Source organism: Flavobacterium nackdongense (genome assembly GCF_004355225.1).
Classification (GTDB): Bacteria; Bacteroidota; Bacteroidia; order Flavobacteriales; family Flavobacteriaceae; genus Flavobacterium; species Flavobacterium nackdongense.
In genome coordinates this window covers 4109889-4123675 of the sequence record NZ_CP037933.1, presented here as the reverse complement: position 1 = coordinate 4123675, position 13787 = coordinate 4109889, and the positions used below count along the sequence as shown (strand labels likewise).

Annotated in this window: 12 protein-coding genes; all 12 read right to left on the bottom strand. The window is 35.9% G+C overall.

Annotation, left to right across the window (positions count from 1 at the left end; genetic code table 11):
• Positions 1–1008: a dihydroxyacetone kinase subunit DhaK gene (locus E1750_RS17375; RefSeq protein ID WP_133277984.1), complete on the bottom strand. Its 1008-nt coding sequence runs from the start codon at positions 1006–1008 to the stop codon at positions 1–3.
• 6 nt (positions 1009–1014) lie between these two features.
• Positions 1015–1926, bottom strand: coding sequence for a hypothetical protein (locus E1750_RS17370; RefSeq protein WP_133277983.1), 912 nt, complete (start codon positions 1924–1926; stop codon positions 1015–1017).
• Between the two features lie 4 nt (positions 1927–1930).
• Positions 1931–2392, bottom strand: a complete 462-nt coding sequence (locus tag E1750_RS17365) for an RpiB/LacA/LacB family sugar-phosphate isomerase (protein WP_133277982.1) — start codon at positions 2390–2392, stop codon at positions 1931–1933.
• Positions 2393–2458: 66 nt separating this feature from the next.
• Positions 2459–3325, bottom strand: coding sequence for a sugar phosphate isomerase/epimerase family protein (locus E1750_RS17360; RefSeq protein ID WP_133277981.1), 867 nt, complete (start codon positions 3323–3325; stop codon positions 2459–2461).
• Positions 3326–3336: 11 nt separating this feature from the next.
• Positions 3337–4593 carry an MFS transporter gene (locus E1750_RS17355; RefSeq protein WP_133277980.1) on the bottom strand — a complete coding sequence of 419 codons (1257 nt, stop codon included), beginning with the start codon at positions 4591–4593 and terminating at the stop codon, positions 3337–3339.
• A gap of 7 nt (positions 4594–4600) precedes the next feature.
• Positions 4601–5236, bottom strand: a complete 636-nt coding sequence (locus E1750_RS17350) for a GntR family transcriptional regulator (protein WP_133277979.1) — start codon at positions 5234–5236, stop codon at positions 4601–4603.
• 268 nt (positions 5237–5504) lie between these two features.
• Positions 5505–6962, bottom strand: a complete 1458-nt coding sequence (locus tag E1750_RS17345) for a sulfatase (RefSeq protein WP_133277978.1) — start codon at positions 6960–6962, stop codon at positions 5505–5507.
• 14 nt (positions 6963–6976) lie between these two features.
• Entirely contained in the window at positions 6977–8590 is a 1614-nt protein-coding gene (locus E1750_RS17340) for an arylsulfatase (protein WP_227873923.1), read from the bottom strand.
• A gap of 10 nt (positions 8591–8600) precedes the next feature.
• Positions 8601–9599, bottom strand: a complete 999-nt coding sequence (locus E1750_RS17335) for a hypothetical protein (protein WP_133277977.1) — start codon at positions 9597–9599, stop codon at positions 8601–8603.
• Between the two features lie 6 nt (positions 9600–9605).
• Entirely contained in the window at positions 9606–11000 is a 1395-nt protein-coding gene (locus tag E1750_RS17330) for a sulfatase (RefSeq protein ID WP_133277976.1), read from the bottom strand.
• Positions 11001–11013: 13 nt separating this feature from the next.
• On the bottom strand, positions 11014–12174 hold the full coding sequence (locus E1750_RS17325; protein WP_133277975.1) for a glycoside hydrolase family 43 protein: 1161 nt from the start codon (positions 12172–12174) through the stop codon (positions 11014–11016).
• Positions 12175–12187: 13 nt separating this feature from the next.
• Positions 12188–13783: a sulfatase-like hydrolase/transferase gene (locus tag E1750_RS17320; RefSeq protein ID WP_165698073.1), complete on the bottom strand. Its 1596-nt coding sequence runs from the start codon at positions 13781–13783 to the stop codon at positions 12188–12190.
• Positions 13784–13787 lie beyond the last annotated feature (4 nt).

The following is a 13787-nucleotide window of genomic DNA, read 5'->3' as shown; positions in this document are numbered from 1 at the left end:
TTATATTCTTTGAAATTGTCGCATGCCAACTGAATCACATTCATAATCCATACAGGCTTTTAGTTCCTCATCAAGTTTCATCAGGGTAAGTGTAGCACCTCCCATTTCGAGCGAGGTAAAATAATTACCTACATAACTAATGTAAATATTGATCCCTTTTTCTTTTAATATGCGTTGTACATCATTGTACAAAATATAGAGTTCCATTGCAGGTGTTGAACCCAGTCCTGATATTAAGACAACAACCTCATCACCAGATTCAAACGGAAGATCAGGAATGATAATATCACACATTCTCTGAGCCACCTGAGCTGCAGTTTCTAGATCTACTACTTCAATCCCTGGTTCACCGTGGTGTCCTATTCCAATTTCCATTTTTCCATCAGGAATTAGGAAATTAGGATGACCCACTTCGGGAATAGTACAAGGACTCAAACCAACACCCATACTTCGGGTATTATTGATGGCTTTTTGAGCCGCGCTAATCACTTCGTCAAGATTTGCTCCCATAGCAGCCTTAGCACCACCCACTTTCCACATCAGAATTTCACCAGCAACACCACGTCGGCGCGCTTCTTCCCCTTTTGGAGCAGAAGGAACGTCATCGTTGGCAACCACTTTTTTTACTAGAATACCTTCATCTTCCAACTCTTCGATAGCCATAGCTACGTTCATATTATCTCCAGCATAGTTTCCGTAAAGAATAGCAATTCCTTTTCCTCCATCGGCAGCTTTGGCGGCATCATAAAACATTTGGGCTGGAGGCGAAGAAAATAACTCCCCACAGGCCACAGCATCGACGATATTACGTCCCACATAACCAATAAATGCCGGCTTATGTCCTGAACCTCCTCCGGTCACAATGCCTACTTTACCCTCGATAGGCGCATTTATGTATTTAATTACACGTTCATTTTCAGTTTCTGAAACCAAATCCGCATGAGCCAAAAGGTAGGCACTAAGCATCTCGTCTACTACTTTGGACGGATCATTAATAAATTTTTGCATAGTTTGTTATTTTTTGGATTTTGGATTTTCCATAATTTTTTGTCCCATTTCTGGTTCCGTTTTTTCGATACCCGTAAGTAAATAAACAATCATTCCAGCATCAGAAGGATCGAAATTCAACCCCTTGGATTTTATACATGTTTCTTGTCTACTATATAACCAATCCCATGCACCAGGTTTATAGGCTTTGTTATTTCGAGCAGTTGAGTTTTTTATCCAATCAAATTTTGTAATTGGAGCATTGAAACCATCGTAATCCTTACCTCCATTTTGGTCTGTAATTTGAATGCATTTTAAATTGCCCCCAACCTCAGTAGAAAAAGTGTCGATTATCTCTTGAAAGGTCCAACCGGTATGCATAGGTTCTTTGTCGCTTGGTTTTTTAGCGTGTTTATTATTCCATTCTGAGTGAGAAATAATTTGCACAAACTGTCGCTTTCCTTTATCGGCTCTATTTATTCCTTCCCCAACAACCTGCATTGGTCCGGCAGCAATAATGATTAAAGGATTCTTTTTGGATGATTTATTGATTTCGTCACGAACTGCATTGTAAGCAACTGCAGGATTATCAACAGCACAAATAAATTTTGTTTTATCGAACCCAAACCATTTTTGTCCACCTACAGCACTTTCTCGCATATGGTCATAAGCATTTAAACCTGATTTAGAAGTTGGATGATCTATATTACTTCCCCAAATATGATCTGAATAGGTATAAAGAGTAAGTCGGTCTTGTAAACCTGAAGCTGCCAAAAGTGCCAAGGTCAATGGTGTAGCTGCCCAATCATCATGGTCGTGTTCGTTGCCATCAGAACTAATAGCAATTCTGCCTTTTCCCTGCCATAAAGGTTGCTGAGCATTTGCGCTTTCAGCTAAAAGTAGAATTACACAAATAAATACAATTGAGATATTTTTCATAACATTAAATTTCAGAATGAAAAGATTTGTTTTCAAGTTCTCTCATCTGATCCACTTTTGGGGTTGAACCTCCTCCTTGAAAGTCTGAAATGAGCCAAGCATCGATAATGGTTTTGGCCAGTTCTGGACCAATCACTCGCTCACCCATAGTAATGACTTGAGCATCGTTGCTTTTTCGGAGACGTTCTGCCGAAAAGACATCATGACAAACACCAGCATAAACACCTTCAACTTTATTGGCAATCATCGCCATGCCTAAACCTGTACCACAAATACTAATCCCTCTGTCATATGTTCCATCTTGAATTTTTTTGGCAAGATGATATCCTATTTCAGGATACATCGCACCCTTTTTTGAGGCACTATAATCCAAATCGACAATGTCAATACCTTTGCTTTTGAGATGATCAAAAAGCACTTTTTTTAAATTTACTGCTGCATCATCGCAGTCGATACATATTTTCATATTTACTAAATTAAACCAGACAGAAACAAAAATGAATATTATTGCCTTCTGTCTGATGGATTTACTTTATTTCAAAGTCAACTCAGGTAAAATTTTGCCTAAATACAACAAGCTCTCTTTTACCCACAGATCCGGATTTTCGACAAATCCTCCACTAGCTTCGCTACCCATTTCAATGCCAGCAACACATGGTTCACCGTATTTACGGCAGTTTTCTTCGATTCCTAATTCTAACAATTTGTCAACATACGCTTTAAAATCGACTGCACCCGTTCCTAAAATACTGTTAGTATGATCAAACGATTCGGTTTCACTTAAATGAACGTGTAACAAACGACTTTTTAGTTTTTCAAGTTGTTCTGGTTCTTCTCTTGTAATCACTAAATGACCAACATCAACATTAGGGTAAAGATTTGGCAAATTGATGTCTTCAATTGCTTTGGCCAATTTATAGGTGTTATTACAAATAAAATAAACGTGAGGATCTAGCTCAATCCCTACTAACATATTCTCTTTTTGACAATATTCAGCAAAACGACCCACATTCTCACACATCAATCCCCATGATTTTTCTGGCGATGTTCCTAATTCGTACAATCCACCACCCCAACAAACCAATAATTGTCGGCCACCTAGGTCACGTTGAAATTCAGCACAGGCTTTCATATATTCGAAAGTATCGTCGAATAACTTGCGGTTGGAACTCGCTGTGTTTTTAGTAGCAACCAATAACATTTGTGTATTGATTAATCCTTCTCCTTTTGCAATTCGAATTACTTCTTGTTTTTGTGCTGCAGTCATTGTTAAAGGATTTCCTTTACGGATTCCTGCATATTCGATGTATTTGAACCCAAATTTTGCAGCGCTTCGTAATGATTCTTCGGGTCCTTTGTTTCCTACCTCATAAACGAGTGTATTTAATGCTAAATTCATATGTATATAATTTAATTAATTGGTTTTTGTGGATTCATAGTAGACCACATCACAATGGCTAATAGACTTAATCCCGAACAGATAAAAAAGAATGGCTCATAATGTCCCGTCCATTCAAACAAGTATGGAAAGGCTATAATAGTAACAAAAGCACCAAGGTTTCCAGCCATATTCATCGTACCTGAGACAGTTCCTGCATTTTCTTTACCAATGTCAATACAGAATGCCCAAGAGGGACTCAAAGTCATATCTGCTCCAAAAACTGCTAATGCCATAAATGCCACTGAAAGTAACGGTGAACTTACTTGCGTAACAGCGATCATACCAATTGCTGAAAGTGAAAACCCAATGATAGCAGGTAAGCTACGCGAAAGTTTCCATTTTCCATTTTTATAGATGCTATCTACTAGCAGGCCAGAAACCCAATTCCCTGCTGCTCCAGCCACAAGAGGAATCGAACTATAAAACCCAGCTTCGACAAGTCCAAGATGAAAGCGATCTTGTATATACGGATACATCCAAGTAAGAGAAAAGTAAAAAGTAAAATTACTGCAGATGTATTGAATAGCCGTTTTCCACATATCAGCGGATTTTAGAATTGTTACAAAAGGTAATGTCTTAATCTCACTAGATAATGATTGCTGACGATTTTCCTTGATATATTCGACCTCTTCAATTCCTATATAATTGGCATTTTCAGGTTTTTCCTTAAATAAGAAAAACCATAACACACCATATACAAATCCAATGACTCCAAAAACAAGGAAAGTATGGCGCCAACCTATTTCATTTAGCAACCAAGCTACTAATGGCATTGCAAAAGCAGCCCCTATACGTGAGCCCGAAAAGTTTATACCCTGTATTATTCCTCTTTCGCTGACTGGAAACCAATTGTAGACCACTTTAGATAAGGCTGGAAATGCTCCAGCTTCTCCTGCACCAAACAAAAAACGAATGGCAAGCATCGAGGCGTAACTCCAAGCAAAACCAGTAATGGCAGTCAAAAACGACCAAAAAATTACAATTCCAGCAATAACTTTGTGTGCGCCCCGCTTGTCAGCCAATTTTCCGGAAGGAGCTTGAAACAAGGCATATCCCAATGTAAAAACAGCCATAATCCAACCGAAATCGGTCATGCTAAATCCGAGATCGGAACTAATATCTTTTTTTGCTGCCGAAATACAGGCCCGGTCAACATATAACAGCACCGTTAATAAAAAAGTACTGAATACCAAGACATAGCGAATAGGAATTATAGTTTTTTCCATTTCAAATTCATTTCAAATTCTTTTTTCGAAATACTTCCATCGACTTTCTCGAGTGTTCTCTAGTCAGTTTTTCAGCTAAATCTCCATCGCCCTTTTCGAGGGCCTCAATTATGCCAAGATGTTCCGATAAAGTCTCTTGTGGCATTCTTATTAATCCACCTCTGAATGTTCGTATTGTATTGTTTCCTAACAATTCAAGGCGGTTTATAATTTGGTTTCCACTTATTTTCATAATCATATTATGGAACTCCTGATCCGATTCCAAGTATTCCGCTACATTGATATCGGTTACATTAATAAATTTAGCAAATAACGATTTCAAATATTTCAATTGCTCTTTACTTATAGTTTTCGCAGCTCTTCTGGCTGCAATACCCTCTAGTGCCTCACGACATTCAAAAGCGTCAATCAATAGATTGGGATCAATTTTTGTAACATAAAAACCTCGACGTGGAACACTCTCTATGAGCATCTCATTTTCTAGCATTTGAAAAGCTCTATGTAAAGGCATTCTGCTTACTCCAAATAACTTGGCTATGTGCTCTTGTTTTAATTTTGAACCGGCTTCAAATTCGTTGGCTAATATTTTAATTTTTAGCCTTTTGTAAATTTCGTAACTTAAGTCTTGATGTTGAATTTCCATAGTTAAATGATTTACAACAAATATAAAGTATTTTGTATACAAAATACAATTAAATAAAATTTGTATGCTTAAAAAGCAAATTGATCTGTTTTATAGCAACGAAATATTTTGGAACTTTTCTATGCTTACTACAGTTTCATTACTAATACCTCTTTTTTAATGAAATTATATCTTTGAACATTTCATTTTAGAAAATTATCCTTCTGAATACAACACTATTTTTAGAAATTTAAAACTGTAAAGCAATCTCTTTTTCAAATATTTACCTCTATTTGTTTTTTAATTTAGTGACATAGGCTCTCAATTCTTTTATTATAGCCTGATTTTCTTTTACCTTAATGACATTTTTAAACTCTTTTGGATCTGTGGCATGATTGTATAACTCTTCCGAGCCATCTTTGTATTGTATAAAGTTCCAATCATTTTTCTCAACACTGATGTTTCCTTTTTCATAAGTGGTGATCGCAGGTTCTTTTCTTTTATAATTTGCATCAGTTAATAAAGGCACTAAGGAAGTTCCTTCTAAAAAATCAGGTTTTTCAATTCCACTTAAATCAAGTACTGTAGGGAATAAATCCAATAATGAAACAGCTTGATTGGTAGATTCCCCTGGATTTTTCATGTTAGGATACTTAATAATCAAAGGAGAATTAGTGGACTGTTTCCATAAACTAAACTTTTCCCATCTTTCTTTTTGGGCTAATTGCCAACCATGATCGGTCCACAATACAATGATGGTATTGTCTTTGTTGGGGCCATTTTCGACACCTTCTAAAATCTTTCCGATACAAGCATCTGCAAAACTCATCGAGGCTAAATAGCCTTGGGTTGCCTTTTGTAATTGCCCTTTTTCCTTAACTAATTCCACAAATTTTGACGAAAAATTAGTTTTGGCAATTTCTGGTATATCATCCATATCGTTTTCGGGTAGTTCAGGAACTTGTATACTTTCTAAAGGATACATATCAAAAAACTCTTGAGGAGCAATTTGAGGTGAATGAGGTCTAAAAAGTCCTACCGCTAAAAAGAAAGGCTTATCGTGTTTTTCTCCTAAATAATTAGAAGCAAATTCCGCATTTTTCCAATCTGCCGTTTCTTCTTTTTTCTCAGGAGTTACTCCCCAAACTCCAAATTTACTCAAGTACTCTGGTTTCCTACTATCCATGCCCTCTATATACATCGCTCCTTCTAACCATTTGGCTTGGTTATTTTTATCTAAATACAATTGATGTCCTTTGGTTCCAACATCATTTGGAAATTGGTAATTCCAAGACTGAGGGTCAGATTGAGGATCAGGTTCAGTTCCTTTTCCTCTACCGTTATGAAATATTTTTCCAGCAGCAATAGCCTCATAACCATTTTGTTGCAAATAGAGCGGTAATGTTATTCTGTTAGCATTTCCCGGTAAGTCTCTAAAATTACCAGGATTAGTATATTGACCTGAAGTTTCTGGTCTAACCCCTGTCATAATAGCCACTCTTGATGGATTACAAGCTGGCACAACGCAATAGGCATTGGTAAATAACTTTCCTGCTTTTGCCAATTTCTCCATATTTGGCGTTTTAGCAACACCTCCCATAGCGCTTGCCCAATTATTCATATCATCAATGGCAATGAATAAAACATTTGGTTTTGTTGCTACTGTTTCTTTCTTAGATTGACTGTGTCCGTATTGAGAGACAATTAAAAATAAGAATCCTAGCGACTTTAACTGTATAGATTTCATAATTTACTACTAATTTATTTTTTAATCTTTTTAGGATATACAAAATGTGTATTGGCCCACTGTTGCCATTTTTCATCTAATTTTTTTGCTAATTCAGCATTACTTTCAATTAGATTTGTTGTTTCTGTGCGATCTGTAGCTAAATTAAACAAGGCTTTGGTTTTTTTAATATTATCATAAACCAACTTCCAATCACCATGTCGTACGGCACCAAAATCCGAATGCTCCCAAAATAAATAGTCTTGATTCGTTTGTTTTCCTTTGATGATAGTAGGCACTAAACTTTGCCCTTCTAATTTATATATGACTTCACCATTATGAAATGTCTCTGGATATTTTGCGCCTGTCAATTCTATAATGGTAGGCATTATGTCTCTAATAGTCCCGACTGTTTTAACAATTTTTCCATTATTTTTAGTAAACTTTGGGTAGCTTACAATAAGAGGGGTCGATATTCCTCCTTCATAACTTTTTACTTTATATTCATAAAAAGGGGTATTTGAAGCATTGGCCCAACCAATACCATATGAAACCGCTCCACTATAATTGGGGTCATTTATAAATCTATCTTCTCTACTGCCTAGCTCATCATATGCTTCTGCGCAGGCGCCATTATCAGATAGAAAAAAGATTATTGTATTTTGAAGTTTACCAGCACTTTTTAAATAAGAGGTTAATTTGCCAATATTTTCATCAACTGAATATACTTGAGCGGCATAAACTGCCATTCTATAGGCTACTTTTTCCTTTTCTTCTTGGGTTAATTTCTCCCAAATACGTACTCGATTGTCACGTGCTGAGAGACCCCAAGAAGCATCAATAAGCCCCATATCTAGTTGTTTTTTCAATCGTTCCTTTCTAATTTCATCCCACCCTTTTAGATAATAATTTTTAAATTTTTCGATATCTTTTTCTTTGGCTTGTAAAGGCCAATGTGGAGCATTATACGCTAGATATAAAAAGAACGGATTTTTAGAACTTTCTTTTATATAATCGATGGCTTTTTCTGTATATACATCAGTGGTATAATAATTAGGTTGATTGATAGTAATCACCTCATTATTATCTATTGTTATCCCTCGCTGACCTTGAGGTTTAAAATAACTTGAAGCGCCTTCTAAAGTTCCATAATATCTATCAAAACCGCGCTGTAATGGCCATTTTTCTTTTCCATACATCCCCAAATGCCATTTTCCAGCCATAAAGGTTTGATAACCTTGTTGTTTTAATACTTCTGCAATAGTAACATTGTTTTTGTTCAAATACCCTTGATATCCGGGAGTTCCCCAATTAAACTCCGAATTTGAAGTTTCAGTCATCATCCCAATTCCCGCTTGATGAGCATACAAGCCTGTAAGCAATGATGCTCGCGTTGGGCAACAGCGTGCATTGTTATAGAATTGATTGAATTTTATACCGTTGGTAGCCAAAGCATCAATGTTGGGGGTAGGTATTTCTCCACCATATGCACCGATATCCGACCATCCCATATCATCAACCATAATTAAGATTATATTGGGCTTTTTAGTATTGTCTTTTATATTTTGGCAAAATGTGTTTTGAATCATCATTACAAACAATAATAACCAAACAAATTTTATGGTACTCATACAACTTTTTCGTTTCATAATAATAATTTTAAAAATCTTTTGAAATTTCTTTCCCTTTCGTATCAAATATTTTAAGTTGGTCGTTCCCTTTTAATTGAGTTGAATATCTTTTAATATTTTTAATTTCTACATTTTTTAATGTACCCTTCAATGTCTTCTCAAAATTTCCATCGTTTTTATCGTCAAATAAATTAACCATTGAGGCTGTTGGATTATCAATACTAAGCCCATCAATATTAATGGTTACGGCATATTTACCTGTTCGACCATTTATTATGGCATTACTTCCGCCTGGATTGCCTCTACCACTATTTCCAATAATTGTCAAATTCTTGAAAGTTCCTACTGCTCCATCGGGATAATCGCCCCAACCTAACTGGATAGGCACTGCATTTTGCACCATATTAATCGTCGTATTGGTTACCGTAATATCGTTATACACTTTAATCACATCGTCTCCAGTTTCAAAATAACAATTATCAACCGTTGAACCATCACCTGCTGCAATACCATCACTATGATTCCCACTACCACCACGAGTATCTATAAAATCAGCATCTTTTAAATGAACAACAGCTCCCAATCCGCGCACATGAAAAGATCTAGGATTTAAGCTCGTCATATTTTGCAAAATTAAAACACCTCCATGAGCTTCGAATGAACTAATAGTTGCTGCTTTGATCTTATTCTTTTGTGGCCAACTTTGCAATTCAGTCCCATAAACTACTGACGTTTTTCTATTTTCACCAGAAATAGTACAATCTCCTTTAGTATGAAAACCTCCATTGACAATAGTATTAGCACTAATTATTATTTTTTTTACCTCCTCAGGAACATCCCAAAGAAAACCTTTTACTCCTTTTTCTGTAAAATTTATTGCACCTGAAGTTTCTAATTTAAATTCTCCTGAATCCGCTTTCCAAGTACATTTTCCACTGTAGTGTTTTTGAAATTCTACAACAGATTGAGAATAGGAATTACTCAAAAAAAGAATGGAGATTAGAAGACTATATTTTATCATTTTCATTTTTTCTTATTTTTTTAAAATAACATCCATCTTTTTAGACATCTCTGCTTTTATGGTTGCATATTCGGGTTTATTGGCTAAATTAACCCATTCTAAAGCATCATTTTCATGGTTGTATAGTTCCTCTGAATTATCATTGTATCTAATGTATCGCCATTTTTCTGTTCGTATCGTATTTCTCCCTTCACCCATTTGAGTTAATGAAGGATGATCCCATGCCACTTTTGGATTTTTTAATATTGGAACAATACTAATACCCTCATTCTTTTCATTTTTTGGCAAACCTGTCAATTCTATCAGTGTAGGATATAAGTCCAATAAATTAACTGTTCTACCACTTCTACTGCCTGGAGTGGTAACATTAGGAGCTTTAATAATTAAGGGCACTCGACACGCTTCTTCCCAAAGAGTAAATTTTTTGTAGCGCAATTTTTCTCCTAAATGCCAACCGTGATCACCCCATAATACAACAATAGTATTGTCTTTATACTTACTTTTCTCTAGAGCATCCAACATTTGACCAATACAATAGTCAGCATAATTGACACAGGCTAAATAAGCTTGAACAACTTCTTTTTGTTTTCCATATTTTTTTATAGTTAGATAATCTTTACTAGGTTTGGCTTTGTCTCCAACGTCATCCAAATCGGTTTCCAATACCGATGGAAGTACTATTTTATCTAATGGGAATTTGTCGTAAAATTCTTTTGGAACATTCCATTCTAGATGAGGTCTAAAGATTCCACAAGCTATGAAGAATGGTTTTTCGAAATCCCCGGCTAATTTTTCAGCAGCCCATTTCGCATTAAGATAATCTGGAGTATCTTCTGTTTTTTGTTCTGTAGCATACCAATCCATATTATCGTCCATCTCTCCTTTAGGAATGCCATTGGCCATCAAACCTTCTTTTTTGACTGCTTTTCCATAATTTCCACTAATATTTTCCCAATTTGCCCACGTTTCTTTTCCAGTTGCCGGAGTATGGTAAATTTTCCCTCTTGAAAAAGTCTCATACCCATTGGCAGCAAAGTATTGAGGCAACATTTGTGTGTCTTTAAAAATTGGTAAATCAAAAGCTTTATCCCCATTTCCATAAATCTTGGTTGTGGAAGGTTTCAATCCTGATAGTATTGCCGCTCTGGAAGGATTACATACAGAAGCTGTGCAATAGGCGCGATCAAACACCATACTCTGCTTAGCCAATCGATCCATATTTGGAGTCAGTGTTTGTGGATTACCATCCAAAAAACCGACCCAGTCATTCAAATCATCGACAGCAATGAACAAAACATTGTATTTTTTTTGAGGTAGTTTAGATTCTTTTTTAGTTTTTTGTGCAAAGGAACCTATAGCCAAAAAGAGTACTAGAAAGCTGTAAATTAATATTTTTTTATTTTTCATTAGATGGAGATAATTAATTGTGCAGTTTTACATTTTGCTCCGTATAAGTTGGTCCATTAGATTGTACTCTTCCTTGTTCATCAAACCAAATAGGGTCAATTACCAAAAAAGGTTTTTCATCATTATCCGATGGAATAATTCCATGACATGACAACCAAAATCGTCCATCAGGGCCTTTAAATATTGCGTTATGCCCAACCTGATTAAAAGGATTTTTAGCATCTCCTGTATATTCAAATCCGTTTTTTATACAAGTCTTTTTACTTTGTGCTCCATAAAAAGGGTTGCGCTCGTTTTTTTCCCAAGGTCCTTGAATTGATGTTGCAGTGGCATAACCAATTTCGTAACCCCGAGTCCAACTGGAATAAAATAAATAATAAGTACCGTTATTCTCAATTACATAAGCCCCTTCGATACCAATAGCATCCCAATCGTGATATTTTTTTACTTTAGGAATTAGTCTTCCATCATATCCTGGTACTTTTAGCACTTCGCCATTTTGATCGTAATCATAATCAACTGGGCTTGGTTTGATGGCGCTTTTGGGCTCTGTTAAAAAAATTCCCGCAGCCAAATCGATTTGCGCAAAACCGATTCCAAATTCTCTGCCTCTGTTCCAAAAAGCCCAAACTTTTCCATCCTTGTCTTCAAAAAAAGTTAAATCATTTCCATCACATAATGGTTTACTCTCTGTCACTATTTTGTAAGGTCCCTCTATATGATCTGCAACTGCATAACCTGGATGTTGTCCAGGAAATCCTAGCTCATCATTATTACAATTGAATAGTGCATAATACTTACCTTGAATTTTCTGAATCTCTGGAGCCCAAAATCTTCGATGGTACCATTTCGTTTGATCCCCTGCTTTAACAATATATTTTACAAATTCCCAGTTGGTTAAATCTTTCGATTTATACAAAACCACTCCTTTGTTCAACTGCCCGTTTTTTTCTTGCCGAGCCCAATGCGGATAGGAAGTCCCGGTCATGTACCAATAATCTCCATCACGAAAAACCTGACAATCTCTTAATCCATTCTCATCTATACCTTTGCTGATGGGATTCATATAGGTAAAACTTTTCTGCTGATCGATCAATTTCTGCGACTTAATTTCATTACAAGCCACGTTCAAATACACTACCAATAGACCTAAAAACAATACTTTATTTCTCATATTTACAATTTTTTTATTCGGTTTCCCAAGGCATTAGCTTAATATTATTCGGTCGGTAATTCTTTATTAACTGACCTGTTTCCTTAGCCTTTTTAACCTTTTGATTAAAAATATCTTGTGTGTCGCCAGGGTTCCAGTACCACTCAGCTGGTACTTGTTCTCTTTCGATTATGGTCTTCATTGCAGCACTAATTTGCGGATACTGACTTGCCAAATTGACATTGATCAACTGATCTTCTTCAATCAAATACAATTCTAAATCCTGTTTAGGATGCGAACGATACGCAAACCAAGGCCCTTGGCGAACCGCTTGCTCATCTTTTCTGGTAAAATACATGAATCGATCTTTTGGAATTGAATTTCTATCACCATTCATAAGTGGAATTAAATTATAGCCATCCAACCCATTGATAGGTTTTGAATTTGAAACAGAGGCAAAAGTGGGAAACAAATCGACAAGCCATACAGGTTCACTGATTACACTTGGAGTGTCTTGTTTGGGCATATGAATAAAGAATGGAATACGCATTCCTCCTTCTAAACCAGTGAATTTTCCACCAGTAAATGTCCCTTTGTTTTGTAAAAAAGGATCGTCTTCCCAAACAGGCCTTCCGTTATTCTGCTTATTTCCTTTTCCTTTGGTAGGATTGTGCATTGAATACCCATTATCCGAAGCAAAAATGATAATCGTATTATCATAAACGCCTTCTTCCTTTAGTTTATCGACCAGTTTACCAACTGAAATATCCAATCGCTGTACCATTGCTCCCCATTCTCGAGATTGAATGTCCATATCTTTTCGATCTTTCAACTGTCGAAAATCATCAACAATAGTTGGTCCATGAGGTAAGTTGGTTGCAAACCAAAGAAAGAAAGGATCTTTTTTATTTTTATGAATGAATTCAGCTGCTTTAATATCAAATAAATCTGGGGCATAAGCCGCCTTGGCTAAATTCATGTAAACCAATTTACCATTTTGATCGTAATATTTTTCAAAATCAATACGATCAGGATTACCACGGTCTTTCTCATACAAAGGTTTAATGTCCATTCCTTTATTTTCAGGATAATGGATTTCTTTATTATTTTCATATAAGACTAAAGGGAAATAGGAATGTGCTTCATAATGGGTCAAGAAGCCAAAATGATAGTCAAATCCTTGCTTTAAGGGGTTTCCGGCATCATCTTTATAACCTAGTCCCCATTTTCCAACCACTCCAGTTTTATAGCCAGTTTCCTGTAGCATTTTAGCAAGGGTATAGGTATTTTTCGGTAAGAATTCGAAACCACGAGCACTGCTATTCAATCGAATAGGTCCGTGTCCCACATGCTTACCAGAAAGGAAAGACCCTCTAGAAGGAGCACATTCAGGAGCTGCTGCATAAGCTTGTGTAAATCGCGCTGAAGTCAAACACAACTTATCGATATTAGGTGTCTTGTAATTTTTTTGACCATAGGCACTGACATCTCTAAAACTTAAATCATCTGATAAAATAAAAACAATGTTGGGTTTGTTTATATTTACTTTTTCACTGTTTTGAATAGCATTTTGACTAAAACAACCTATAGCAAAAAACAGTGTCAGCACTAGAAAATTTATTTTTTTCATTTTT